At 58.6% G+C, this 24,752-nt stretch carries 29 protein-coding genes; 14 read left to right on the top strand and 15 right to left on the bottom strand.

Annotation, left to right across the window (positions count from 1 at the left end; genetic code table 11):
* The first annotated feature begins 65 nt into the window (after positions 1-65).
* The 3 genes from FEE99_RS25510 to FEE99_RS25500 all read left to right on the top strand — a co-directional run bounded on the left by FEE99_RS25510 (position 66) and on the right by FEE99_RS25500 (position 1,860).
* Positions 66-728: a LysE family translocator gene (locus tag FEE99_RS25510; protein WP_041479200.1), complete on the top strand. Its 663-nt coding sequence runs from the start codon at positions 66-68 to the stop codon at positions 726-728.
* 69 nt (positions 729-797) lie between these two features.
* Entirely contained in the window at positions 798-1,283 is a 486-nt protein-coding gene (locus FEE99_RS25505; RefSeq protein ID WP_041479201.1) for a GyrI-like domain-containing protein, read from the top strand.
* 88 nt (positions 1,284-1,371) lie between these two features.
* Positions 1,372-1,860 (top strand): GNAT family N-acetyltransferase, encoded by a 489-nt coding sequence (locus tag FEE99_RS25500; protein ID WP_041479202.1) that lies wholly within the window; start codon positions 1,372-1,374, stop codon positions 1,858-1,860.
* Positions 1,861-1,991: 131 nt separating this feature from the next.
* On the opposite strand, the gene FEE99_RS25495 is transcribed toward FEE99_RS25500, so the two are convergent.
* Complete coding sequence (locus FEE99_RS25495; RefSeq protein WP_041479204.1) at positions 1,992-2,597, bottom strand: pyridoxamine 5'-phosphate oxidase family protein; 606 nt, start codon at positions 2,595-2,597, stop codon at positions 1,992-1,994.
* Between the two features lie 17 nt (positions 2,598-2,614).
* A complete protein-coding gene (locus tag FEE99_RS25490; protein WP_041479205.1) occupies positions 2,615-3,100 on the bottom strand; it encodes a GNAT family N-acetyltransferase in 486 nt (161 codons plus the stop codon).
* A 142-nt stretch (positions 3,101-3,242) separates the two neighbouring features.
* Here FEE99_RS25490 and FEE99_RS25485 point away from each other — a divergent pair, with 142 nt between their 5' ends.
* From FEE99_RS25485 to FEE99_RS25475, 3 genes are read left to right on the top strand one after another with little or no spacing between them, the layout of a single operon-like run.
* Positions 3,243-3,668 (top strand): YybH family protein, encoded by a 426-nt coding sequence (locus FEE99_RS25485; RefSeq protein ID WP_041479207.1) that lies wholly within the window; start codon positions 3,243-3,245, stop codon positions 3,666-3,668.
* Positions 3,669-3,708: 40 nt separating this feature from the next.
* The gene (locus FEE99_RS25480; RefSeq protein ID WP_024014039.1) at positions 3,709-4,053 is read left to right on the top strand and encodes a YciI family protein; all 345 of its coding nucleotides are present in this window, start codon (positions 3,709-3,711) and stop codon (positions 4,051-4,053) included.
* Positions 4,046-5,275 carry an RNA polymerase sigma factor gene (locus tag FEE99_RS25475; RefSeq protein WP_041479208.1) on the top strand — a complete coding sequence of 410 codons (1,230 nt, stop codon included), beginning with the start codon at positions 4,046-4,048 and terminating at the stop codon, positions 5,273-5,275. The genes FEE99_RS25480 and FEE99_RS25475 overlap by 8 nt, the downstream gene beginning before the upstream one ends.
* A gap of 144 nt (positions 5,276-5,419) precedes the next feature.
* Here the strand turns inward: FEE99_RS25475 and FEE99_RS25470 are convergent, their stop codons facing one another.
* Positions 5,420-6,274 carry a LysR family transcriptional regulator gene (locus tag FEE99_RS25470; RefSeq protein WP_041479210.1) on the bottom strand — a complete coding sequence of 285 codons (855 nt, stop codon included), beginning with the start codon at positions 6,272-6,274 and terminating at the stop codon, positions 5,420-5,422.
* Positions 6,275-6,363: 89 nt separating this feature from the next.
* On the opposite strand from FEE99_RS25470, the gene FEE99_RS25465 reads away from it, so the two are divergent.
* Positions 6,364-6,801, top strand: a complete 438-nt coding sequence (locus FEE99_RS25465; protein WP_041479212.1) for a multidrug/biocide efflux PACE transporter — start codon at positions 6,364-6,366, stop codon at positions 6,799-6,801.
* 61 nt (positions 6,802-6,862) lie between these two features.
* Here the strand turns inward: FEE99_RS25465 and FEE99_RS25460 are convergent, their stop codons facing one another.
* On the bottom strand, positions 6,863-7,621 hold the full coding sequence (locus tag FEE99_RS25460; RefSeq protein WP_041479213.1) for an SDR family NAD(P)-dependent oxidoreductase: 759 nt from the start codon (positions 7,619-7,621) through the stop codon (positions 6,863-6,865).
* 121 nt (positions 7,622-7,742) lie between these two features.
* Here FEE99_RS25460 and FEE99_RS25455 point away from each other — a divergent pair, with 121 nt between their 5' ends.
* Entirely contained in the window at positions 7,743-8,639 is an 897-nt protein-coding gene (locus tag FEE99_RS25455; RefSeq protein ID WP_041479215.1) for a LysR family transcriptional regulator, read from the top strand.
* Between the two features lie 138 nt (positions 8,640-8,777).
* On the opposite strand, the gene FEE99_RS25450 is transcribed toward FEE99_RS25455, so the two are convergent.
* A complete protein-coding gene (locus FEE99_RS25450; protein WP_041479216.1) occupies positions 8,778-9,800 on the bottom strand; it encodes a transporter in 1,023 nt (340 codons plus the stop codon).
* A 276-nt stretch (positions 9,801-10,076) separates the two neighbouring features.
* Between FEE99_RS25450 and FEE99_RS25445 the strand changes: the two genes are divergently transcribed.
* Complete coding sequence (locus tag FEE99_RS25445; RefSeq protein WP_041479217.1) at positions 10,077-11,699, top strand: methyl-accepting chemotaxis protein; 1,623 nt, start codon at positions 10,077-10,079, stop codon at positions 11,697-11,699.
* A gap of 182 nt (positions 11,700-11,881) precedes the next feature.
* On the opposite strand, the gene FEE99_RS25440 is transcribed toward FEE99_RS25445, so the two are convergent.
* Together FEE99_RS25440 and FEE99_RS25435 are read right to left on the bottom strand one after the other, a co-directional pair.
* Positions 11,882-12,187 (bottom strand): PepSY domain-containing protein, encoded by a 306-nt coding sequence (locus FEE99_RS25440; RefSeq protein WP_016773566.1) that lies wholly within the window; start codon positions 12,185-12,187, stop codon positions 11,882-11,884.
* 156 nt (positions 12,188-12,343) lie between these two features.
* On the bottom strand, positions 12,344-13,471 hold the full coding sequence (locus FEE99_RS25435; protein WP_041479218.1) for a glycerophosphodiester phosphodiesterase: 1,128 nt from the start codon (positions 13,469-13,471) through the stop codon (positions 12,344-12,346).
* Positions 13,472-13,691: 220 nt separating this feature from the next.
* Here FEE99_RS25435 and FEE99_RS25430 point away from each other — a divergent pair, with 220 nt between their 5' ends.
* On the top strand, positions 13,692-14,018 hold the full coding sequence (locus tag FEE99_RS25430) for a DUF2025 family protein (RefSeq protein WP_041479219.1): 327 nt from the start codon (positions 13,692-13,694) through the stop codon (positions 14,016-14,018).
* A gap of 107 nt (positions 14,019-14,125) precedes the next feature.
* Here FEE99_RS25430 and FEE99_RS25425 read toward each other — a convergent pair whose 3' ends face one another.
* From FEE99_RS25425 to FEE99_RS25415, 3 genes are all read right to left on the bottom strand, one after another.
* Positions 14,126-14,647, bottom strand: coding sequence for a DUF1003 domain-containing protein (locus FEE99_RS25425; RefSeq protein ID WP_041479221.1), 522 nt, complete (start codon positions 14,645-14,647; stop codon positions 14,126-14,128).
* A 114-nt stretch (positions 14,648-14,761) separates the two neighbouring features.
* A complete protein-coding gene (locus FEE99_RS25420; protein ID WP_041479222.1) occupies positions 14,762-16,081 on the bottom strand; it encodes a methyl-accepting chemotaxis protein in 1,320 nt (439 codons plus the stop codon).
* A gap of 232 nt (positions 16,082-16,313) precedes the next feature.
* The gene (locus tag FEE99_RS25415) at positions 16,314-16,922 is read right to left on the bottom strand and encodes a TetR/AcrR family transcriptional regulator (RefSeq protein WP_016773570.1); all 609 of its coding nucleotides are present in this window, start codon (positions 16,920-16,922) and stop codon (positions 16,314-16,316) included.
* Positions 16,923-17,132: 210 nt separating this feature from the next.
* On the opposite strand from FEE99_RS25415, the gene FEE99_RS25410 reads away from it, so the two are divergent.
* A complete protein-coding gene (locus tag FEE99_RS25410) occupies positions 17,133-18,188 on the top strand; it encodes an MBL fold metallo-hydrolase (RefSeq protein WP_041479224.1) in 1,056 nt (351 codons plus the stop codon).
* A gap of 38 nt (positions 18,189-18,226) precedes the next feature.
* Here the strand turns inward: FEE99_RS25410 and FEE99_RS25405 are convergent, their stop codons facing one another.
* The 3 genes from FEE99_RS25405 to FEE99_RS25395 form a co-directional block, all read right to left on the bottom strand.
* Complete coding sequence (locus FEE99_RS25405; protein WP_024014028.1) at positions 18,227-18,484, bottom strand: helix-turn-helix domain-containing protein; 258 nt, start codon at positions 18,482-18,484, stop codon at positions 18,227-18,229.
* Positions 18,485-18,496: 12 nt separating this feature from the next.
* Positions 18,497-18,814, bottom strand: a complete 318-nt coding sequence (locus FEE99_RS25400) for a hypothetical protein (RefSeq protein WP_039758012.1) — start codon at positions 18,812-18,814, stop codon at positions 18,497-18,499.
* A gap of 93 nt (positions 18,815-18,907) precedes the next feature.
* Positions 18,908-19,675 carry an AraC family transcriptional regulator gene (locus FEE99_RS25395; RefSeq protein ID WP_041479226.1) on the bottom strand — a complete coding sequence of 256 codons (768 nt, stop codon included), beginning with the start codon at positions 19,673-19,675 and terminating at the stop codon, positions 18,908-18,910.
* A gap of 112 nt (positions 19,676-19,787) precedes the next feature.
* Here FEE99_RS25395 and FEE99_RS25390 point away from each other — a divergent pair, with 112 nt between their 5' ends.
* The 3 genes from FEE99_RS25390 to FEE99_RS25380 all read left to right on the top strand — a co-directional run bounded on the left by FEE99_RS25390 (position 19,788) and on the right by FEE99_RS25380 (position 22,606).
* Positions 19,788-20,603, top strand: a complete 816-nt coding sequence (locus tag FEE99_RS25390) for a sulfite exporter TauE/SafE family protein (RefSeq protein ID WP_041479228.1) — start codon at positions 19,788-19,790, stop codon at positions 20,601-20,603.
* Between the two features lie 77 nt (positions 20,604-20,680).
* A complete protein-coding gene (locus tag FEE99_RS25385) occupies positions 20,681-21,400 on the top strand; it encodes a DUF6933 domain-containing protein (RefSeq protein WP_041479282.1) in 720 nt (239 codons plus the stop codon).
* Positions 21,401-21,466: 66 nt separating this feature from the next.
* The gene (locus FEE99_RS25380) at positions 21,467-22,606 is read left to right on the top strand and encodes a hypothetical protein (RefSeq protein WP_041479229.1); all 1,140 of its coding nucleotides are present in this window, start codon (positions 21,467-21,469) and stop codon (positions 22,604-22,606) included.
* A gap of 3 nt (positions 22,607-22,609) precedes the next feature.
* On the opposite strand, the gene FEE99_RS25375 is transcribed toward FEE99_RS25380, so the two are convergent.
* Positions 22,610-23,596: a hypothetical protein gene (locus FEE99_RS25375; RefSeq protein WP_041479232.1), complete on the bottom strand. Its 987-nt coding sequence runs from the start codon at positions 23,594-23,596 to the stop codon at positions 22,610-22,612.
* Positions 23,597-23,847: 251 nt separating this feature from the next.
* Positions 23,848-24,561 carry an HNH endonuclease gene (locus FEE99_RS25370; protein ID WP_041479234.1) on the bottom strand — a complete coding sequence of 238 codons (714 nt, stop codon included), beginning with the start codon at positions 24,559-24,561 and terminating at the stop codon, positions 23,848-23,850.
* Between the last annotated feature and the right edge of the window lie 191 nt (positions 24,562-24,752).

Raw genomic sequence — 24,752 nt, 5'->3', positions numbered from 1 at the left:
ATAAGTGCAGTGATGGCATACTGTCCAGCGCGGTTGTAAACATTTTTTTCAAGGAAAATCGGTCAATGGAATTCACCAGCGGCTTCTTGCTGAGCCTTTCGCTGTGCCTGGATATCGGCGTAGCCAACATCGCGATGATCACCCTGGCCATGCAGCGCGGCTACTTTCAGGGCTTCGCTCTGGGCCTGGGCACCTGCGTCGGCGACCTGATTTACGCGGTGCTGGCCTTGGCCGGCATGACCGTTTTGCTGCAATACGAAACCGTGCGCTGGGTGCTGTGGATTGGCGGTTCGGCGCTGCTGATCTACTTCGCGGCGAAGATGATTTATTCGGCGATCCACCACGAAGCGTTGCTGGCGGAAACGGCGGAAGTGGGGCAGAACTCCCATCGCAAGGAATTCTTTCGCGGCATCTTCCTCGCGATGTCGTCGCCGAGTGCGATTCTCTGGTTTGCTGCGGTCGGCGGCACATTGATCGCTCGATCCGGTGGCGGTGGTCCGTTGAGTTCGGCGCTGTTTTTGGGCGGCTTTCTCTGTGCCGGGCTGCTCTGGTCGGCCGGTCTGTGCTTCGCGGCAAGCCACGGCGGCAAGCTGCTGGGCGACAAGCTGCTGCGTTACTCCTACTTGGCATCGGCGGCGATCTTCTGCTATTTCGCGGTCTACGTGATCGTTTCCGGGTACAACGAGTTTGTCGGCTCGGGCGCCGTCGAGCAGTTGCATGCGCTGTAAACGTGCGAAACGGATCGGGCTTTCTATACTCCCAGCCGAACCCACTTTTGCGTTCTGAGGAGTCGCGTCATGGATGAACAACCACGCGTCGAATTGGCTGGGCCGCGCTTCGAACACGGGCAATTTCTGTTGATTGCCGGTTTCGGTGGGCGATTCACTCAGCAAACCACCGAAGACATTCCCGCGTTGTGGGAAAAACTGATCCCGCACTTGGGGAAAATCCCGGCGCAAGTCAATGAAGTGACCTACGGCGTTTGCTGCAATGCGGACGGCGAGGGCGGTTTCGAATACATCGCCGGGGTGCAGATCGATAAGCTCGACGACCTGCCGGAAAAGTACCGCTGGGTTGAAATCCAGCCGCAGAAATATGCGGTGTTCGAGCACAAGGGGTCACTGGCGCAACTCCCTGACACCTTCCAGTACATCTGGAACACCTGGCTGCCGCAGTCCGCTTACGAAGCGGCGGATGCCCCGGAATTCGAGCGCTATAGCGAGGATTTCAATCCGAAGCTCAATACCGGCACCCTGGAAATCTGGCTGCCGATCAAGGCTTGAGCGGTGTAACAATCGAGGCGGAGCATGTCCGCCCCGGTGGTTCTGCTTTATGCTGGCGGGCCTTGTTTCCACAGATTTTTGAGCTGCCATGAACACCGTGATCCGCAACGTCAGCGCCGCCGACCTGGACCGCTGCTACGCCATCGAAACCGACGCCTATGAAGGCGACGAAGCCGCTACCCGCGAAAAGATCGCCACGCGCATTGCCACTTGGCCGGACGGCTTCATCGTCGCCGAGGTGGACGGTGTGGTCGCCGGTTTCATCAATTCCGGCGCGGCGTTCGACGTGCAGATGTCCGACGAGGCCTTCAAGGAACTGATCGGCCACGACCCGAAAGGGCCGAACGTGGTGATCATGTCGGTGGTGGTGCACCCGGATTACCAAGGGCAGGGCCTGGCCAAGCGCCTGCTCGGCGAATTCATCGAGCGCATGCGTGGGATGGACAAAGCGACAATTCATCTGATGTGCAAAGAGCAACACATTGCGTTGTACGCCGGGTTTGGCTTTGCTTACATCAAACCGTCGGAGTCCGACCACGGCGGCATGGCGTGGCACGAGATGATCCTGACCCTCTGAACTTCAATCAAAACTGTGGGAGCGAGCCTGCTCGCGAAAGCGGTATTTCAGTTAAGCAAGTGTCGACTGACACGACGCCTTCGCGAGCAGGCTCGCTCCCACAGGGTTTTGAGGTGTTTGTAGTTACGCGGTTAGTAAAGGCTTTCACGCACCCGTTTCGGCGCTTCCCGATCGTAGGTGTCGGCGTCGAACTGGCCGTCATTCAGGCGCTTGTGAAATGCGCCAGCAGATGGCAAGGCCGAGCGCGGCAGGTGCGTTTCGGGATTCCACGCGTCCGAGCGGACAAAGGCTTTCGAGCAGTGAAAAAACGCCGCGTCCACCGTCACCAGCAACACAGTTTTCGCCGGTTTGCCATTCACCGCGAAACTCTCCAGCAACGCCGGTTCATCGCTGATCACGGCCGTGCCATTGACCCGCAATGTTTCGCCGATCCCGGGAATGATGAACAGCAGCGACACCCGCGAATCATGCAGCACATTGCGCAAGGTATCGATGAGGTTGTTGCCCGGGCGATCCGGCAGGGCCAACGTGTTTTGATCAATGATCCGAACAAACCCCGGCGCATCACCGCGCGGCGAGTTATCGAGGCCATCGGTCCCCACCGAGCTGACGATCACTAGCGGCGACAGGCGCACCATCGCCTGATAATCCTCGTTGAGAAAGCCGATCTGCTTGCGCACCGCACGTTCGTGGGGCAATCCGTAAATAGCTTCCAGTGCTTCGATTGAGTCAATCATCGTTATCCCTCTACGATTTAAAAAAACAGCCCCATCCGCCGCTCGTAACCGATCCGGCCCTTGTACGCTTCGCCGCTGTCGACATAGCCGTGCTTGGCGTACAGCGCAATTGCCGCCTCATTGTCGGCGTCCACCGACAATTCCAGTCCTTTGATTTCCGGCCACGCTTCACGGGCGACAGCGGGCAGCGCTTGCAGGCAGGCCTTGCCATAACCCATGCCCTGTGCACGGCGATCGACCTGCAAGGCATGCAACGTGGCGCTGTGTTCGTCGGCCCAGTCGGGCAACACCGGCGGGCGCTTGAGCAGCAGAAACGCTACCGGTACGTCGTCCGCCAGCAGGGCAAAACCCTTTACGCCGGGGCCGGGTTTCGACAGCAGGGTGTGCAAGGCACCGTGAATGTCACCGGAAAACTTGACTTGCTCCGGGTGGATTTCAATCGCCGCGACTTGCTCACGCTGCAAAGGGCTGAGGCTGTCGTAAGGCACGAGTTGGGCTGACACGGGAATTTCCTTTTTCCTACAAAGAGTGAGCCTCGGATTCTAGCGAGATTGTCGTCGGCGAATTTTTTTTGTTTGTCCTGTCGATCCGCGCATTGGGCAAACGACTAAGGGTGTCTTCACAATAAAAACCACGGAGAACACCATGAGCGCACAGACTGATATCCAGACTCTGATCAACACCTATCGCGAAGCGGTAATGGCCAAGGACGTCGAGAAAGTCATGGCCCTGTACGCCGACGACATCGTCTCGTTCGATGCGATCAAGGCCCTGCAATTCAAAGGCAAAGCGGCGTACCGCGCACATTGGGTAGAGTGCATGGAAATGTGCCCCGGCCCGCACATCTTCGAGTTCCACGAAATCGCCATCGAAAGTGCCGACAACATCGCTTTCGCCCATTGGGTGGCCAACTGCGGCGGCACCAATGACAAAGGCGAAACCCAGAGTTGCTGGATGCGTGTCACCGCCTGTTACCGGCAAATCGGCGGGGCGTGGAAGATTGCCCACGAACACTGGTCGGCACCGTTCGATCCGATGAGCGGCGCGACGCTGTTCGATGTGCAGCCCTGATCTTCAGCCATAGTTGATCCGTTCGAATCAGGAGAGCGCCATGAAATACCTATGCCTGGTCTACAGCGATGAACGTCTGCTGCACACCTCGCCCGACAGCCCGGAGGACGCCGAATGCTGGGCCTACGCCGAGTCGATTCAGGGCAGCGGGCGGATGATCGCCGCCGAAGCGCTGGAGTCGGTAGAAACCGCCACCACGGTACGGATGCGCAACGGCAAGTTGTCGATCACCGATGGGCCTTTCGCTGAAACCAAGGAGCAACTGGCCGGTTTCTACCTGATCGATGCCAAGGATCTCAACGAAGCGATCCAGGTCGCCGGCAATATTCCGGCAGCCCGGGTCGGCAGCGTTGAAGTGCGCCCGGTGCGGCAGTTGAATGTCTGACGTCAGGGCGCGGGTCGAGCAGGTCTACCGTGAGGATTCGCGGCGGATTCTGGCGACGCTGATCCGCCTGCTCGGTGATTTCGACCTCGCCGAAGAAGCCTTGCACGAGGCGTTCTTCGTCGCGGTCGAGCGCTGGCAGCGCGACGGCGTGCCGGACAACCCGCGCACCTGGCTGGTCTCGACCGGACGCTTCAAAGCCATCGATGTGCTGCGCCGGCGCGCGCGGTTCAAGGCGTCGCAACCGTTGCTGCTGGCACAACTCGATGAGCTGGAACAGGCTGACTGGAGTGGCGAAGACGTGGAAGACGATCGCTTGCGGCTGATCTTCACCTGCTGCCACCCGGCACTGGCGGCGGATGCGCAGGTGCCGCTGACCTTGCGTGAAGTCTGCGACCTCACCACCGAGGAAATCGCCCGTGCTTTTCTCTCGGCGCCGGCGGCGATTGCCCAGCGCATCGTGCGGGCGAAAGCGAAGATCCGCGACGCGAAAATCCCTTATCAAGTACCCACGCTGAACGAATTGCCCGAGCGCCTGGACAGCGTGTTGCGGGTGATTTATCTGGTGTTCAACGAAGGCTATTCGGCCTCGGTCGGCGCCGAGCTGACCCGCGAGGACCTGACTCGCGAAGCGATTCGGCTGGGGCGCTTGTTGATGGAGTTGCTGCCGGAGCCGGAAGTCATGGGTCTGCTGGCGCTGATGCTGCTGCATGAATCACGGCGGCCGGCACGAACCTCGCCGAGCGGTGAACTGGTGTTGCTCGACGATCAGGATCGCTCGCTGTGGAATGCCGGGTTGATGGCTGAAGGCTGCGCGCTGGTCGAGCGCGCCCTGAGTACACAACGTTTCGGGCCATATTGTCTGCAAGCGGCGATTGCAGCGGTGCATGCGGAAGCGCCGTCGGCGGCGAAAACGGACTGGCAGCAGATTGTCGGTCTGTACGACGTGTTGCTGCGCGCGGTGCCGTCGCCGGTGATCGAGCTGAACCGGGCGGTGGCGGTGGCCAAGCGGGATGGGGCGTTGGCCGGGTTGTTGTTGGTTGAAGGGATTTTGGCGCGTGGGGAGTTGCAGGATTACCACTTGGCGCATTCGGCGCGGGCGGAGTTTTGTCGGCAGTTGGGCCGGGTGGAGCAGGCGCGGGCGGCGTATCAGCGGGCGCTGGAGCTGACGCGGCAGGAGCCGGAGCGGCGGTTTATCGAGGGGCGACTGAGGGACCTGGGTTGATCTGGAAGCTGCGTCGGTGCGGCTGGCCCTTTGCGAGCAGGCTCGCTCCCACAGGTGATTGCATTTCACTTTTGGGAGGCTCGGTCCCACAGGTGAGCGCGTTTCAATTGTGGAAGCAAGCCTGCTCGCGAATGGCAGCACCGCTTATTCGAGCATCTTGCTGAGCAACCAGCTCCCCGCCGGCCCCGGCGGATACAAGCGCGACCACAAGGCGTCGACAAACACCGGTTTCGGCCAGCCGCGCACGTCCAGCTCTATCAGCAAATCATTGGCATAGCGCTGCACCAGCCACCTCGGCAACGGTGCCCAGCCAAAGCCTTTTTCCGCCATTTCCAGCAGCATCAGATAACTCGGCGCCGACCACACCCGGCCTTTGCCACGGCTGTCATACGGATTGACGATGGTTGCCAGGCGCAGCTCGCGATGTTGCTCGAGAATCTGCTGATCGACATGCTCAAGCTTCGCCAACGCATGCTCGCGGCTGACGAACAAGGCAATCTCCGTGCGCTCGGCCACCGTCGAGGTCACAAGATCCGGCGGGTAGTTGTCCTGCATTTCCGCGAAGGCCAGATGCGCCCGGCCGCGCTGGACCAGTTCGATCAGGTCTTCGCATTCGGCAATCAGGCATTCCAGCTCGAGCTCCGGATAACGCTGCTCGAAACCCACCAGTGCCGCCTCGAAACGATACGACTGATAAGTGTCGGAAATCGCCACGGTCAGCTTCGGTTCCACACCTTGGGCCAACTGCCGCGCGCTCATTTCCAGACGACTGGTGGCGGCCAGAATCGCCTCGGCTTTTTGCAGCATGACGTGGCCGGCGGGAGTGAGCGTGGGCTTGCGGCTGCTGCGGTCGAACAGCTGCAGATCCAGATCGATCTCCAGACTGGCGACCGCCGCGCTGATGGTCGACTGACTGCGGCCCAACTTGCGCGCTGCCGCCGAAAACGAGCCTTGCGTCGCCGCTTGGACAAACGCCAACAGCACTTCTTGCGAAGCCATGAACTATCGCCTTGGTCGATGGTTATTGGTTATGAAGTATCGGTATTCAGTTGGATCATGGCAACCATCGTCAAACAAGGAGTCAGGCCATGACTGCCCACAAGTCCATTACCGAACGGGTTTTCCAGGCGGTTGGTTTCGAGTTTCTCGCGATCCTGATCTGCACGCCGCTGCTCGCATGGATCATGCAAAAGCCGCTGCTCGACATGGGCGCGGTGACCGTGTTGATCGCGCTGTTGGCGCTGGCGTGGAATGTGGTGTTCAACCGTTTTTTCGACCGTGCTCTGGCGCGGATGAATCTGCCGCACAACGCCTGGGTGCGGGTGGTGCATGCGTTGCTTTTCGAAGGTGGACTGATCGTGATGGGCGTGCCGCTGATTGCCTGGTGGCTGTCGGTCAGCCTGTGGCAGGCGTTGTTGCTCGATATCGGCGTGCTGCTGTTTTTCCTGCCGTACACCTATGTCTATCACTGGGGTTATGACGTCCTGCGCGAGCGCTTCATGGCCCGCCGCACATGTGAAAGCTGAGGTAAACCTGTGGTGAGGGGATAAATTCCCTCACCACAAAGGTGAGTCATCGGGCACAAAGTCAGAGAAACATGCCGCCGGACGCCTCGACCCGCTGACCATTGATCCACTGTCCACCCTCTGACAGCAGCAGCGCCAGTGCACCGCCAATATCATCCGGCAGCCCGACCCGACCCAGCGCGGTATTGCTGGCGACCATCGCGTTGACCGCGCTGTTATCGCGCACCGTGCCACCGCCGAAGTCGGTTTCAATCGCACCCGGCGCCAGGATATTCACGCCAATCTGCCGCGCCCCAAGCTCTTTCGCCTGATAACGCGTCAGCACTTCCATCGCACCTTTCATCGCCGCATAGGCGCCGTACCCCGGCAGGCTGAAGCGGGTCAGGCCGCTGGAGATATTGACGATGCGCCCACCGTCGTTGATCAGCGGCAGCAGTTGCTGAGTCAGGAAGAACGGTCCTTTCAACTGCACGTTCATCAGCAGATCGAACTGCTCCGGGGTGGTTTCGCTGAACAGCGCATGCACGCCGACCCCGGCGTTGTTGATCAGGAAATCAAACCGCTGGCGCTGAAAAGTCTGTTCCAGTGCTCGTTCAACCTGCTCGGCAAACGCAGCGAAGTTTTCGCTGTGGCCGACGTCCAGTTGCAGCATCGCCGCTTTCGCGCCGCGTGCCTGTAATTCGCTGACCAGAGTTTGCGCCTCGTCGGCGCGGCTGTTGTAGGTGCCGATGATGTCGATACCTTGCGCGGCGAGGTGCAGGGCGGCGCTGCGGCCCAGGCCACGGCTGGCGCCGGTGATCAGTGCGATTTTGCGATTCATGCGGACTTCCTCGATTGCGTTGAGTGGGGATGGAAGAAGTGTATTTATCCGCCCTGAGGTGATAAACACGGCAAAAGCGGAATCACTGATCGGCTCAGCCGAACAATCACCGGGGCTTGTCATGAACAAACTGGAACTGCTGCGTACCTTCGTTCGGGTCAGCGAACTGTCGAGTTTCACTCTCGCCGGGGAAAGCCTCGGCCTACCGCGCTCCACGGTCTCCGAACAGGTGCAGGCGCTCGAAGCCTTGCTCGGCACGCGGCTGTTGCAGCGCACCACGCGCAAGGTGCAGGCCACTCAGGACGGCATGGTGTTGTATGAGCGCAGCAAAGACTTGCTTTCGCACATGGATGAGATCGAAGGGCTGTTTCGTCAGGACGAGGCTTCGCTGACCGGACGCATCCGCGTCGATATGCCGAACATCCTCGCGCGACGGCTGATCCTGCCGCGCCTGCCGGAATTCATGGATCGCCACCCGAATCTGCAGATGGAAATCAGCAGCACCGACCGCCGTGTCGATCTGCTGAGCGAGGGTTTCGACTGCGTGTTACGCATCGGCGCGCAGCCGGATCAGTCGGTGGTCGCCCGGCATCTCGGCGACTTTCCGATGGTCAACTGCGCCAGTCCCGCTTATCTGCAACGTTACGGCGTGCCGCAGACCATCGAGGATCTGGCGCAGCATCGGCTGGTGCATTACGTCGGCGTACTGGGCTCGCGTTCGGAAGGGTTCGTCTATGAGGAGGGTGGCGAAGTGCGGCGCGTGGCGATGGCCGGCAGTGTCACGGTCAACAGCACCGACGCCTATGAAGCGGCGTGCCTTGGCGGCTTCGGCCTGACGCAGGTACCGCGCACCGGCATGCAGCCGCATCTGGAAAATGGCGAACTGGTGACGGTACTGCCGCAACACACCGCACCGCCGATGGCGATTTCGTTGTTGCATGCGCGGCAACGGCATCTACCGCTGCGGGTGCGGGTGTTTATGGATTGGCTCGGCGATGTCGTACGTTCAACGCTCTGACATTGAGCACATTGCTCCTGCGGGAGCGAACCTGCTCGCGAAAGCGCCATGTCATTCAACATTGATTTATCTGACACACCGACTTCGCGAGCAGGCTCGCTCCCACAGGGAGGGCTGTGTTGCGTGTGGGATTTGCGCTCAGTAATCGCCACGCTTGCGAAACGCCCAGCGCCCGGCAATCACGGTGAACGTCGCCACCAACGCGACCAGCACCCAAAATCCGTGCGGGTCCTGGGACAGCGGCACACCGCCGACATTCATCCCAAAAAAACCGGCAATGATGTTGATCGGCAAGGCCAGCACCGTCACCACCGTCAGGGTGAACAGCGTGCGGTTGCTTTGTTCGTTGAGGTTGGCGGCGATTTCTTCCTGCAACAGTTTGATGCGTTCGCCGAGGGCGGTGAGGTCGTTGATGATCAGCGCAAACTCCTCGGTGGATTTGCGCAACTCCTTGACGTCCTCTTTCTGCAACCACGGCGGCGGACGATTGAGCAGGCGCAGCAACGACCCCGGCTCCAACGCCAGCAGCCGTTGCAGTCGCACCAGCACGCGACGGTTGGCGCCAAGTTCGGCGCGGTTGGTCGACAGGCGTGAAGACAGCAATTCGTCTTCGACCTGATCGACACTCAGGCTGGTCTTGCGCACGATCTGCGTCAGCACCTCACCTTGATCGCGCAGTAGATGCACGAGCAATTCCGAGGGCGAGCGAAAGCACTCGCCGGCCTTTACCGACGAGCGCAATTTATCTACCGAATGCAGCGGTTGCAGGCGCGCGCTGACGATCAGTTTGCTGCGCACGCAGACCCACAGCGTCGACACGTCGGAGGAGACCATGTTGCTGAGGTTGAACACCACATCGTTGACCACCGCCAGCAGCGCCGAATCGACATGCTCGATGCGCGTCGAACGCGAACCTTCGTGCAACGCCTCGAAAAACTCCTCGGGCAATTGCAGATGACTTTTCATCCAGCGCTCGCACGCGGCATGGGCCAGGTTCAGGTGCAGCCAGAGGAATTCGCCACTGTCGCTGTCGTCCTGCAAGCAGCGCAAAGCCGTCGCCGAATCGATCTCGCGACCGCGCTCCCCGGGCAGAAAACGAAAGCCGTAGAGCAAGCCAAACAGGTCCGGGTCGCGATGGCTGATATCGAGGCTGTGGTTCATGGCGGCTCGCTGCGAGGAGGGTGTCTGGGGCAGGATTTTCAGGTTCACCGGAGCGGCATCATCGCAAGCTCACATGACCGTTTTGTGACAGCAAAATGACTGCAAATCACAGCGTTACCGGCTGTCGGAAGTTTCTCAAGGACGGCTCTGGCGCGCCGATCTCAGGTGAGTTAGGTTGCGCGCCATTGGCCTATGGCCATGGTACGTCGACAGGGAAGTCCGGCCATTTTTCACGTCCGCTCGGGCGTGCCTCATCCCTGCTTCGAGTACCTTGCAATGCTGCAAAAATCCCTGAGAGCGCAAATTCTCGCCCTGTTGAGCGGCAGTCTGCTGGCGATATTGTTGATCGCGCTGGCCTGCTTTCATTTCCTCTCCAACGGCGTGCAGAGCTACAGCCAGCTGATCGCCGGCCCGCTGCACACTTCGCAACTGATCGATGAAGCCAACCTGCAATTCAAGGTGCAGGTGCAGGAATGGAAAAACGTTCTGCTGCGCGGCAAGCAACCGGCGGATCTGGCGAAATACTGGAGCCAGTTCGAAGAGCGTCAGCGCGACGTGCAGAACATTCTCGGCGAACTGGCCGGCCAGAAAGGCATCGAGGCCAATCTCAAGTCACGCATCGAACGTTTGCGCGAGGAGCATCGCCAGTTGGGCGCGGCCTACCAGAAAGGCCGCGATGCCTACGTGGCTGCCGGTGGTGACCCGAGCGCCGGCGACGCAGCGGTCAAAGGCGTCGACCGCGCCACCAGCGAGCAGATGAGTGCATTGGTTGCCGAGCTGCGCGAGCAGGGTACCGCGCAGTCGGCATTGATCAGTGCCAGCGCTGAGCGCACCGTGTGGCTGGGGCTGTTGGTGATGCTCGCGTCAGGCTTGTTGATCGGTCTGCTGAGCCTGTGGCTGGTCAGCCGCAACCTGATCGAGCCGATCCGCAACCTCATCGATTACGTCACCCGCTTGAGCCGTGGCCAGTTGGCCGAACGTGTTGTCAGCGAGCGTCGCGATGAGCTGGGCAACCTCGCCGCCGCAGCGAACACTCTGCGCGATTTTCTGGCGGACACCTTCACTCGCTTGCAACGCAGCGCCGGTGATCTGGACAGCGCCAGCGGCGAGTTGAACGCCATTGCCACGACCATGGCCGGCGGCACCAGCGAGCAATTCAACCGCACGGATCAAGTGGCCACGGCGATGAATGAAATGTCCGCCACGGCGCAGGAAGTCGCCCGTCACGCCGCCGATGCCGCGCGTGCTGCGGACGATGCCGATCAGTCGGCGCAGCAGGGTGAAAAGGTCATGCAGACCACCATCCATTCCATCACGCAGATGCGCGGCGAGATCGCCAACACCGCCACGGTGATCCGTCGCCTGGAAGCCGACAGCGGTCGTATCGGCAAGGTGCTGGAAGTGATTCGTGGCATCGCCGAACAGACCAACCTGCTGGCGCTCAACGCGGCCATCGAGGCGGCGCGGGCGGGTGAGGCCGGGCGTGGTTTTGCCGTCGTCGCCGATGAAGTGCGCAACCTCGCCCAGCGCACGGCGGAGTCGATCATCGAGATCAACCAGATCATTCAGAACGTGCAGACCGGCGCCGTCGATGCCGCGCAGGCTATCGAGAGCGGCCAGGCGCGCAGTGATGAAAGTGTCGAGCAAGTCACCCAGGCCGGCGCGATGCTGGAGCGCATCACCTTGGCGGTGGAGGCGATTCGCGACATGAACCGGCAGATCGCCACAGCGGCAGAAGAGCAGACGTCGGTGGCCGAGGATATCTCGCGCAACCTCACTGAAATCACCGCGATTGCCAGCACCAACCTGGACAACGTGCAGCGCACCGAAAGTGCCAGTCAGAACCTGCATGGGTTGTCGGGGCAGTTGAATGAGGTGACGGCGCGGTTGAGTGCTTGATTGCGAGTTCAAGCGTCCGGCAACTATCGTAGGTCCTCGCCTGCTCGCGATAACGGTGGAACAGTCAACATTGATGTCGCTGACACTCCGCTTTCGCGAGCAGGCTCGCTCCCACATGATTTACGGCAGGCATGAAAAAGCCGCACGATCGTTAAATCGTGCGGCTCTTTAACAGCGGTCTATCAAGTGTCTTGCTTGTCGCTCAGCACTTTACCGGTGGTGGCATCAAAGTCCACGTCGAACTCTTTGCCGTCAGCAGTCTTAAGTTCAACTTCATACTCGTAACCATTGAAGTGGTTATCCAGGTCGGTGTCGGTAATCGTTGCGCCCGGGTGCAGTTTCAGTGCTTCGGCGTTCATCGATTCCAGCGACTTGATCTTGCCGTCCTTGACCAGTTGCGGGATCTGGTCGATGCGAACATCAGCCTGAGCCAGGCCAGCGGTGAGGGTCAGGGCAGCGGCGGTAAACAGGGCAGTCAAAGTTTTCATCGGTTCATTCCTTGGCAGTGCGTTGAAGTGGTTGATCTGTGTAAGTGGGTTCAGATTAACCAGCGCAACTTAATTCACCCTTAAATCTCTGCTCCGCGATAAAACTGCTCTTTGCGGGAGCGAGCCTGCTCGCGAAGCAGGCGACTCGATTACAAATCAGAAACCGTTCTTCTTCAAAACATCGTCAATGCTGCCAGCCGCCGGACGCTTATAAAACTTCAACAGTTCACTGGCGCGGTTGGTAAAGATGCCGTCGACACCCGCCGCCATGACTTTCTCGTAGTCCACCGGCTCGTCGACCGTATAAACATGCACCAGCATGCCCTGATCGTGGGTGTACTGATTCATCCATGGCTGCACCAGGTCGGAGTAACTCTGGTCACCACCATGGGTCAGCTTCGCCGAAGGGCCGGTGCCGATCGCGCCCTGGGCCTTGGCGTAATCGACCCATTGCTTGAATTCCGCTTCTGACTTCGGTTCCTGCTTGCCGTAGAAAACGTTTTTGTCTTTCTCGCCGGACGCGGCAAACGTCACCGCAGATTTAGGCTCGATGCTGCCTTCGCCGACCCACAACAGCAGGATCTTCGGCACTTGCGGCATTTCCTTTTCCAGCAATTGCAGGCTGTTCTTATCGAAGGTCTGCAGGATCACCTTGCCTTTGCCCTGACCGACGCCCAGCGCACTTTTCGCCAGTTTCGAACCGGCCGGACTGAGCCAGCCGCGATCCTGCAGTTTTTCCTTCAGGTCATGTTCGATGCCGGGAAACAGCTGCGGCTCTTTGGTTTCGATGTACAGGCCCGGCTTGTGCTGCGGGTTGGCGCGGGCGATGTCGATGATTTCATCGAGGGTAAGAATTTTCAGCCCGGCGTAGGACGGGCGTGCGCGGTCAGGGTATTTGGTGTTGAACCAGCTGCCGGCATCGAGGGTTTTCAGTTCGGCCATGGTGAACGCGGTGGCCGGGCTGTCCTTGCGCTCGGGGAATTTGCTGGCGACGTCGGTGGTGCGTTGCAGGTTGTCGTCGTGCAGGGCGAAGAGCACGCCGTCTTTGCTGCGCTGCAAATCCATTTCCAGGTAATCGGCGCCGAGGTCACGGGCCAGTTTGTAAGCCGCAGCGGTGGATTCCGGGGCATCGAACGACGCGCCACGGTGGGCGATCACCGCAGGATGCGGAATGCCATGGGCGGCAGCGATTGCCTTGGGCTCGGGGTGGCTGGCGGCATGCGCCTGACCGAGGCCGAACAACAGACTCAGCACCAGAGCGCTTCGGGTAAAAGTGGCAGGCATGGTCGAGTTCCTTTCGCAGGTTTTTTTCGAGACGTACCTTTTAACAATTGACGCGCCGCAGGGCTATCGCCAGACCGACATAAAGCGAGCAAAACGGAAATTTCCTGCACTTTTGTGGCGCTGTTTGCAGTACGCTTGCCCATGGCATATGCCCCGGCAGAGGGCGCGCCGCTACATTGCCCTGCGTGTAAACCATCGATCATCTTTCGTGAGGTTTACCATGCGCATCACCTCCCAACTCATCTGCCAGGCCGCCGACGATCTCAAAGGCTTCGTCGGCCTCAATCGCAAGACCGGCCAATACATCGTGCGCTTCAGCGAAGATTCGTTCGGCATGGACGTGGCCGACGACGGCATCATCCCGGCCAGTGAATTCGTCTGGGCGAGGGCGTCGGAAACCACCATGACCCTCAAGCGCGAGTTGATTCAGTTGCTGCTCGATCAACACATCGACGACCGCATCAACATCTCCGAGCCGTTGCGGGTTTACATGAGCAAGGTTGAAGTGCCGGAGATTGTTGCGGTGCGGAGTCTGGTGCGCGGTTGAAGTTTTGCTGTGTGGTTGCGGGCCTCTTCGCGAGCAGGCTCGCTCCCACAGGGATATCGTGAACGCCACAGATCCAATGCGGGAGCGAGCCTGCTCGCGAGGCGGCCTTAGTTCTGGCACACGTGAGCGTGCAATTCGCTGGTCAGTCCTTCGATGCGCTCGGTGAGGGTTTTCGTCATTTCGGTAAGGCGGGTGTTTTGTTCCAGCAATGCCAGCAATTGCGCGGAATTCTTCGCCGCCTCTGCCTGACGTTCGGTATTGGCCAATGCCAGAGCTTCGCGGTGCTGTGCATCGGCGTCGGCCTGCGCTTTGTCGCGCGCGGCCTGACGGGTTTGTGCAAGCAGGATCAATGGCGCGGCGTAGGCCGCCTGCAGGCTGAAGGCCAGGTTCAGCAGGATGAACGGGTAGACGTCGAATTGAGTCACGCCCCATACGTTGAGGCCGATCCATACCGCAACGATCAAGGTTTGCGCGCCAAGGAACAGTGGCGTGCCGAAGAACCGCGCAAAGGCTTCGGCGCGCAGGGCGAAGGCATCGTTGCCGAAGGTCGTATTCAGGTGGGCGTGGGGGCGGTGAAAGCGCAGGTGATCGATCGGGGCGTTGGATACTTCGGGTTTTTCGTTATTCATGGGGCACTCGGCGGGGCTTGGGACGTGTCGTCACTATAGCTCTGCGTTTTGGCGGCCGACCTTCGCGGGCTGCCCACGAAGGTTGCGACTCGTCCTATCGACCCTGCACAAACCTCAATTCGGCACCCGCTCATTGGCAAACATGCTCACCGCATCCACCGCCTCACTGGCGCCGTCGCGAATCTGCAGAATCACCGTGCCGGCCTGATTGGCCAATTCCACGCCTTCTGCGGCGCGGTCACGGGTGCCTTGCATGCTTTTGATCGCTTGCCGCGTTTCGCTCTGGATCAGACTGATCATGTTCGAGATCTCGGCAGTAGAGCCGCTGGTGCGCGCTGCCAGTTGCCGCACTTCATCGGCGACCACGGCAAAGCCGCGACCCTGTTCACCGGCGCGTGCCGCCTCGATGGCCGCGTTGAGGGCGAGCAGGTTAGTCTGATCGGCGATCGCGCGGATGGTGTTGACGATGGCGGTGATCTGCTCGGAGCGGTCGCCCAGTTGCGCGATCAGCGTTGAGGACTGGCTGATGTCCTCGGCGATTTCGCGCATTTCGCTGGCCGCCTGTTGAATCACTTGCGTACCTTGCTCGGCGACTTTTCGCGTTGCTACCGAGATGTGGTAAGCGGTGCTGGCACTGCGCGCGTCCTGCTCGTGTTGCTCGACACGAGCGGTGACGTCAGACGCGAACTTCACGACTTTGTACAAACGCCCCGAAGCGTCGTAGACCGGGTTGTAGTTGGCCTCCAGCCAGACGATCTGGCCGCGCTTATCCACGCGCTCGAACTGTCCGTGGAAGAACTCGCCCTGATTCAGGCGCCGCCAGAAATCCTGATAGGCGCCGCTGTTGACCAGCGCCGGGGTGCAGAACAAGCGGTGATGCTGGCCCTTGAGCTCTGCGAGGCTGTAACCCATGCGCGTGAGAAAATTCTGGTTGGCGGTAAGAATGTTGCCGTCGAGATCGAACTCGATCACCGCCATCGCGCGATCGATCGCCTGCAGCTTGGCGTTGGCCTCGTTCTCCTGCTGCACCTTGGCGGTGACATCCATCGCGTACTTGACCACTTTGATCACCCGTCCCGACACATCCTTGATCGGGTTGTAACTGGCCTCCAGCCAGATCGGCTGGCCCTTGCTGTCGACCCGTTCAAAGGTGCCGGACTGGAACTGACCGTTTTTCAGGCGCGACCACAGCTCGGTGTATTGGGCACTGCGACCGAACTCAGGTGTGCAGAAATGCCGGTGCGGCTGGCCAATCGCCTGGGCAGCCGTGTAACCCATGGTCTTGAGGAAATTGTCATTGGCACGCAACACCACGCCATCAAGATCGAACTCGATCACCGCCATCGAACGGTCGATCGCTTCGAGCATTGCAGCTTGGTCAAAAACGGTGTGTTGCAGTTCAGCGAGGGCGGCTTTCTGGCGATTGAAAAACATGCTTGCGGTACTCGGGAAGTGGGGAAAATCAAAAGAATTCAGTCCCTATTCCTGCGCCGGCAAACCGAAATGCACAGGCGGCATTCGGTGGTGACTGCTCAATGCCAACGTTCCGTTACTGGCAGATGGCTACTTATACAAAACTTAATAAAGTTGTACAAGAAAGGAATTTTTCGCGAGTTTGTATAACTTTTTACGAAATTAGTTGTACACGGCTCCACGAGCCGGTGATTCACCGCTGATACAGTGCCAGGAACATCTCCAGCGCCGACTCGGCAACTGCATTCTGCGCGTCTGGATCAAGGGCCGCGCGACCCAGCGAGATCTGCGGCCAGAACGCGAATGCCTTGAGCAAACCTTGTACTTGATGCGCGGCAAATTCCGGATCCACCGGTTTGAGCCGTCCGTCGGCTTGCGCCGCGCGTATCCAGACGGTCAGGCCTTCCTCGCGCTCGCCCATGCGCTCGATCATATTCTGCGCACGTTCAGGGGAATGAATGGTTGCGGCAATCGCCACCCGGGCGAGGGTGAGAAAATTCTCGTCGGCCATCATCTGCACTTTTTCTCGCAGCATCAGGCGCAGCTGCTCATGCAGCGGTTGCTCGCGGTCGTAGCTCACCGATGGCTCGGCGATGATCCGCGCCCACAACTGATTGAGGATCTCGGCGAACAGCTCTTCCTTGCTGGGGAAGTGGTTGTACACCGTACGCTTCGACACGCCGGCCGTAGCGGCGATCTTGTCCATGCTGGTGATTTCGAACCCGTGGGCACGGAATTCGGCGATCGCCGCCTGGATGATAGCTTCGCGTTTGCGGTCAGTGAGGCGTTGTGGAGCGGTCATGAGCGGACTTCGGCAGAGAGAGATGAAATTACACTCGGCAGTTTACTTGGCGTCGGCTTTGATGCAACCTAGAAACTACACCGCTCAGTGTAATGTTGCGTTAATCCTCGCACCTTACAAACCAGAGCGTTTGGCCCTTGCGTGCAGCTTGGCCATTTTCATTTCCCGTGGAATACCGTGCAGCACACGGTTTTTCGGAGTCGTTCAGTCATGGCCAATCCAGTCTCTCTCCCGGATAACGCTCCCACGCCTGAAGCCTCGCGGCAGGATCAAGGGCTGTTTCGCAATCATGCGCCGGTACAGCGCGAAGGGCTACGCAAAATGCTGCGGATCATGTGGAACATGATTTTCCACAAACCGCGCAACACCCGTCCAACCGCCGCCATTCCTGTGCAGCCGCTGACCCGTGAAGATCTGCTCGCAGCGCCCAATCACAGCGTTTACCGCTTGGGGCACTCGACGCTGTTGCTGAAGATGCGCGACAAATTCTGGATCACCGACCCGGTCTTCGCCGAGCGCGCCTCGCCGGTGCAATGGGCGGGTCCGAAACGTTTTCATCAGCCACCGATCAGCATCGACGAACTGCCGCCGATCGAAGCGGTGATCCTCTCGCACAATCATTACGACCATCTCGACTACGAAGCGGTACTCAAACTCGCCGCCAAAACCACTTACTTCCTGACTCCGCTGGGCGTGGGCAACACCCTGATCAAATGGGGCATCGATGCCAGCAAGGTGCGCCAATACGACTGGTGGCAGGGCACCGAAATCGCAGGCATCCGCTTCGTCGCCACCCCATCGCAGCACTTCTCCGGCCGTGGCCTGTTCGACGGCAACAGCACGCTGTGGGCGTCATGGGTGATGATCGACGCCGACACACGAATCTTCTTCAGCGGCGACAGCGGTTACTTCGATGGCTTCAAACGCATCGGCGAACAGTACGGTCCGTTCGACCTGACCCTGATGGAAACCGGCGCCTACAACGTCGAATGGCCGCACGTGCACATGCAACCGGAAGAAACCCTGCAAGCCCACATCGACCTCAAGGGCCGCTGGCTCTTCCCGATCCACAACGGCACCTTCGACCTGGCCATGCACGCCTGGCACGAACCCTTCGACCGCATCCTCGCCCTCGCGTGGGAACGCAGTATTGCGATTACCACACCGCGAATGGGGGAAGCGTTCAACCTTGCGCATCCACAACGGGGGAGTGCGTGGTGGATGGCGGTTGAAGAGGAGGGGGAGGCGCTAGTGCAGAACGCCTGACGATTTCATCCGGTTCGCCTCGGTGCGAACCGGATGAATCAGATTCCTATTTCCTTCATTCGCCGGTGGTAATCCTCCATCGTAGCGACTGACAAATCCCTGAATTTTCCACGAAGTATCTGACTTAGTGTTTCCAAGGTGATGCCAGTAATTTGCGCCGCTTCAGATTCGTTCAGGTTGGCAGTCTTGATCAACGCGGCCATTTTTGTCGCATATCCCGATTTGATCAGCATTTCATCTGCACCCTGCAGTCCCAAATCTGCGTAGACGTTGCCCGTGCTTCTTTCGATGTCCATCCTTAGCGCTCCTTATTCGGCCATCGCAAAATCCCCACGCCCGACCGATTCCCCTGCCATACCCTGCGCCCTGACACTGCGCCCCGGTGCGAACCCCGGAAAGAACACCAACCCCTGCGCTTCAAACCGATAAGCCAGTGCCAGTCTTGCGGCGTCCGCCACGTCCTGCTGCGCTTCGAAACGCTGGATATCTGCCACCGCCACTTCGGCCTCGCGCGACAGTTGTTCAACGCTCCAGCCCAGCATGGCGCGGGCCTGGACGCAGTGGGTCGGGGTGAACTGGAAAAGGGCAATGCGTTCGAGGACGTGGTTCATCGCAAGAGAGGCCATGGTGTGCTCCGGGCTCAAAAGTGCTGATTGAAAATGTACTGTGTTTTTGTACAGTTGTTTTCGGCCGGGATCAAACGCATTTTTCGAATTTGCCTAGTTCGTCGGCTCCAACCAGACGGACGGTGCCTGTCCCAGCACACGCCGAAACATCGTCGAAAACGCCGCCGGGCTCTCGTAGCCGAAGTCCAGGGCAATCCGCGTCACCGCTTCCCCCGCCGCCAACCGTGCCAACGCCTGCACGACGCACGCCTGCTGGCGCCACTGACGAAAGCTGAGCCCGGTCTGCTGCCGAAACAATCTGTTAAAGGTACGCAAGCTTATGTGTAACTGATCGGCCCAATCCTGCGGGGATTGGTGGGCATTGGGCATGTTCAGAAATGTCTGACACAGACTGAGGAGCTTTCCTTCGGCTGGCATGGGAATGTGTAGGGCAAGGGGCGCGCTGCGTGCCAGTTCATGCAACAGCAAGTTGATCAGCGCGCCGTCGCGTCCGACCTGGTCGTACATCAGCGGCACGTCCACCGCTTCCATCAGTAGATGCCGCAGCAGCGGCGACACATTGAGCACTTGGCAGTCCGGCCCCAATTCCACGTTGCCCGGTTCGATGTAAAGGCTGCGCGTGCTCACCCCGAGCATCAACACCTCGTGGGCCACGCCCGGCGGAATCCACACCGCGCGCTGCGGCGGCACCACCCAATTACCGTTCCGAGTGCTGACCTGCATCACGCCGGTGGCGCCATAGAGCAATTGCCCACGGCGATGCGTATGAAACGGGAGTAGGTGGCCGTGGGGATAATCGATACCGATGGCCACGACCGGGCGAGGCGTGTCATCAAGCTGATTGATCGAAATATTGCGCATCAGGCGAGTTCCAGCGATTGGCGTAAACGCGAACATTATTGGCCCAACTACTGAAGCCGGCCAGTGCATCAAGCTCTAATGTCCTGGGCTCCCCCGATCCTGGACGCCCACCATGTTCTACCTCCTGCTTACGCTGTTCGGTTGCCTCACCGGCGTCAGCGCCGTGCTCTTCGGTTTCGGCGGCGGCTTCGTCATCGTGCCGCTGCTCTATCGCATGCTCACCGCCAGCCACCCAGCCGACGACCCCATCGCGCAATCGGCCATGCACATCGCCGTGGCCACCTCGACCTGCGTGATGGTCGTCAACGCCCTGATCGCCACACGCAAACACCAGCGCGCTGGCAATCTGCTCCGGGAATACCTCTGGCCATTGGGCGGGTTTATCGGCGTGGGCGCGATCGTCGGCGCCATCGCTGCGATGTGGGTCAGCGGCGAAGTGATCCGCTACGCCTTCATCGCCTACCTGGGCGTGACCATCGTCGATTGCCTGCTGTGCCGAGGATTTCTCACACAGTCCCAAACCACATTCCCACGGCGACTGACCTCAACAGAAACATCCGCCGGCGGCGTAGGCATCGGCGCCATCGCGACCTTCCTAGGTGTAGGAGGAAGCGTCATGACCGTGCCGCTGCTGCGCCGCTGCGGGCTGAGCATGTCGCAAGCGACCTCCATGGCCAATCCGCTCAGCGTCCCGGTGGCGTTGGCGGGGACTTTGACGTACATGGCGCAGGCCGGTTTCACTGAGTCTGATTTGGGCGTTTGGTATATCGGGTATGTCGATGTGCTGGCGTTTGCGCTGCTGACGGTTGGCTCGTTGCTGGGGATCAGATTGGCTTCGCGATGGATTGGGCGGATACCGGATCGGGTGCATGCCTGGATCTATATTGGTTTGCTGATCGTGGTGCTGCTGAGCATTTCGCTCAAATGAATCGTTGATTGGCGCAGGCGAAAGAAATCAGAATCAGCGGCAGAGCGTTGCCCTCCAGTCTTCAGCAGAGAACCAGGATGTTGATCTTCAATTGCACCGAAGCCGCCAGTAAGTTCTTCAGCCGTGTCCATAAAGGCAAAATGATCACGCCGGTGGACACCAAACCGCCGTCATCAGTTATTGAGGATGATGAGCTGAACGGCGCGGACGAACAGTGGTTGGTTCATGCGATCACTGTGCAGCGCAAACATGCGTTGTTGGTCCTGCACATCAAAACCCGCTATTGCGTGATCCTGGCTGACGCGAAAAAAGCCGACGATCACGAGTTCGTTCTGCGCCTCACCGAGCGTTGGGTGAATGGCCTGATGATCAATGCCCAAAACCATGGCCTCGGACAATGGCTAGACCCCGAGGTGATGTTGGCGCGAATGCAACAGACTTGTGAGCAACAGCGATTCTATCGGCGCGGCCATCGCAGCGCGCAAAAACACATTGATGAAATTGCCTGGTGTTTTCGAGACAAGGTCGCTGGAACGGGTTGCTTACCACCCAATGAAGTCACGGCGATGGTTTTCGACGAACAAATGAACGACACGCCAAGAAACAGCAAGGGAGCCAAGTCCTACTACTTCCCGGACGAGGAAATGACGCTTCACTGGCTGCGCCATTATTGCTTTCTCGATGATGTCCAGCTGCATGCTGCGAAAGAGCGTAGGCATCAAGTCGCGCGGGAAATAGCGGAGATGGAGCGCAAGGCTTTTATGGAAGAGTATGAGAGGCAGGATTCGAGGAATTGAGTCTGGCCCGTCACCATTTGCGACGCTTTTTTACGAGCAACGGCTCGCTCAATCAAGGATGAAACGATGCATCTTGGACTGTTGCGTATCAACTTGGCTTTAGCACTTGTAGCTTTATGTCTCTCACCGCGCGTCTGGGCCGAAGACAGTAGGCAAGTCTTTACCGGCACCTTGGGTAAAGCCGCGATTGTTGTTGAGCTCGACGCGCGCTACAACGAAGGACGTTATTTTTACCGAAAATACCGAACCGACCTTGCGCTGGAAACTAGTAAAGAGGGCGACGCGTTGGTGATGCTGGAAGGCGCTGCAATGGACGGTGACTCGCGCCCGACCTTGCGCTTGCTGCCCACACTCAGCGGTTGGAGCGGCGAATGGAAGGCCCCTTCCGGAAAAACGCTAAAAGTGGATTTACAACCCGCCAGGCTTCCTGATGTTCCAGCAGATGCCGCGCCTTATCTGGCGCAACTGCATGACACACAGCCCTACGAATACCTGCGGCTTCAGGGTTTGCTGTTGAAGAAAGGTAAGACCGAAACCTTCATGGGCTACACCCTGCAATGGTGGAGCGAGCCGAAGTCGGGGGCTTCGCTGTTTGAAGTGGTATCGGGTTACGCCCCGGCAGCGCAGGAACGCATCAATCAATATTTGAGGGCGTGGTTATGGAGCGAAGTGTCGCAGTATTACGGTTGTTCGGGGAGTTACAGGCAATCCGCGCAGCCGCTGTGGATGTCGTCTTCAGTCATGAGCGTGCGAGTTTCCACCGAGTATTATTGCGGCGGTGCGTATCCTGATCAAAATAATGAATCGCTGAACTTCGATACGCGGACTGGGCAACTGTTGAGCCTTGAAGATGTGCTGTGGGTGGGCCAGGGCGAGCCGCTGCATCGTGAAGAATCACCTGACGCTTTTTCGGAGGAAAGCTTCAATTACCGCGCCAAAGAACTCGCCCCTTGGCTCGTCGAACAATTGTCGAAGCGTTACCCTACCGAAATGACCGTTGTCGCTGAGGGCGAAAATGATTGCGGCTATGACGAGCCAGAGCCCTGGCAATTTCCTATGTGGCAGTTTGGAGAAAAAGGCGTCGCCTTTTTTCCGTCCTATCCGCATGTCATGGCAGTTTGCGGATACGTCGAATGGGGCGTTCTACCCTACGGTCTGCTCAAGCAGCATCCGGGTGCCGTGAAACTGCAACTGCCCGAAAGCTAACTCTCATTCCAACCCCGGCGCTTCACGAATAATGAAGTGATCCAGGTTCTCGATATTGGCATTGAAGACCTCGAAAGGTTTTTCGGGGTTCTTCTTGCCGGGTACCTGCTTCAACTCCGGCGTCACCCCATAAAAGAAACAGAACAACGCCTTGTCGCTGTCCACCGCATGCTTGATCTCTTCCAGGAACGCCTTGCGCTTGCGGTAGTTGTCGATCAGCTTCTTGTTCAGATAAACGCTGACCGGATACGGCTTCTTCTTGCTGTCTTCGGGCTTCTTGAACCAGACCTTGTCCTCGAAATCGATTCGAAAACTGGCACTGTGGAAGTCCTCAATCTTCTTGATCCGCCCCCAGTAAATCAGCCCCTTGTTGTCCGTCAGATACTCGATCTTCTTGAAGAACGAACTGTACGGCGCCGAATGCTCGCCGACCTTCAAGGGCATGCGCTTGAGCAACTCCTTGTCGGCGAAGTTGGAAACAAAACACTCCACCGGATGCGCAAACACACTGGTCTTGTCAGGCGCCGACTCACGACTCGCTGACTCCTTACCACTGTCTGCCACCATCCGAACCGGATCATCGCGCAACACATCCGCCGCCCCCGCTGGCGCGACAGGCTTGCGCACATACTCACGCCGGGTCAGCAACAACTCTGATGGGAAGTGTTCCTCACGCCCGTCATCCACCTCGCCATCCGCCGTCTCAACGCCAGAAGCCGACGCCTTCAAACTCACATACGGACAACCCGCGACGTGCTGTGTAGTGGGCAGATTTTTGAAGTGCGGCGTGCGCACGTAATTCACATTCTTCGCGTTGAACGTGCCCAACTCGTTGGACGCCTCGAACGCCGAACGACACGCATCGTTGGGGCACTGGAAGTGTTCCTTCGCCGAGTCAAACGCCACCGTCTCATCGAAATTGAGATCGCGAACGTCATAGATCGACAACTTGTCGTCGAGGCTGAGGCAGTAGGCGAGATCGAATTTCATGATGGGGCTCGGATCCTTGAGTGGGGGGAGGGGTATTAATAGCGGGAGGCGGGGTAGGTTGCACTGATTGTTTTCAGGGGGATGCGGGATTTGTGGGAGGCAGCCTGCTGGCGATTTGTGGCATCAACCTAATCTCGAATCCAGACACCGACCCAGCAGCAACACATTGAATTGTGGTGAGGGGATTTATCCCCGTTGGGCAGCGAAGCTGCCCCAAATCCAGCAAATGAGGTTAGCCAGACAAACTGCAATTATTCCTTTTCGAGTCTTCCAACGTTGTCATAAAGCCAAGCAGTGAATTCAGCTCTGTCGTCCGAATGATGGCAACGTTGGTGACAGTTGGGACACAACGCCACAACATTCGTCTCAAGGTCCGAACCCTTTTGCGACATGTGCTTAACGTGATGCACTTCTAAAAACGGTTTCCCATTTTTTTCAAATGGCGCTGCTTTGCCACAACCCTCGCACTTTCCATTGGCTTGCTGACGAACCCAGCCCCTCAATTCAGGATCGCGAAAGTAAACCTTTCTAGTGGAAGTCGTTTGGATTGGTGTTTTTATCCCTTTAGGGACGTAATCAAATTGCTTTTGCTCAAATTTAGCCGCGCGTTGCTCGAGCAATGCTTCGTCCGCCGTTGGATTGGAATCTTCAAGTGTCAGAACGGTAGAAGCATCAAGTGCCTTACGGATGCTGCTCGCTACATTCGCGCCAACATTCTTGGCAGGTTTATAGCCTTCAATACGCTTTCTATCCATCTCGACCAACACGGTAGAAATGTTCTGCATCCGGAACTCGACAGAGCCTTTAGTCCGACCGGCTAACGGGCCTTCGCGCAGGATGCGATTCTCCTCAGTCTTGACGAATTTCTGGCCGCTCTGCTCGCGTACAAGCATCTTCAGATAGGCATCGACTGCCGCCTGAATCTCGACCTCACTCCAATCGCTATTACTTTTTTCCGTGTCCATAAAATCGCCGAGGGTTGAAAACCCTCGGACGATACTGAGTGGCCATCACTGCTGTCTAGGAAATTTCCTACAGGGAAAAGCGACTGATCCTGCCAAATCCTACCAATGCATCGTTAACCTAATTACCGCTTATCGCCCATAAAAAAGCCCCGATAAAATCGGGGCTTTTTGCTTTCTCGACTTGTCGACTC

Origin of the sequence: Pseudomonas sp. ef1, from assembly GCF_007293365.2 — a bacterium.
Taxonomy (GTDB): Bacteria; Pseudomonadota; Gammaproteobacteria; order Pseudomonadales; family Pseudomonadaceae; genus Aquipseudomonas; species Aquipseudomonas siliginis.
Note: the sequence above shows the minus strand (reverse complement) of the source record. Positions and strands in the feature narration are given on the sequence as shown.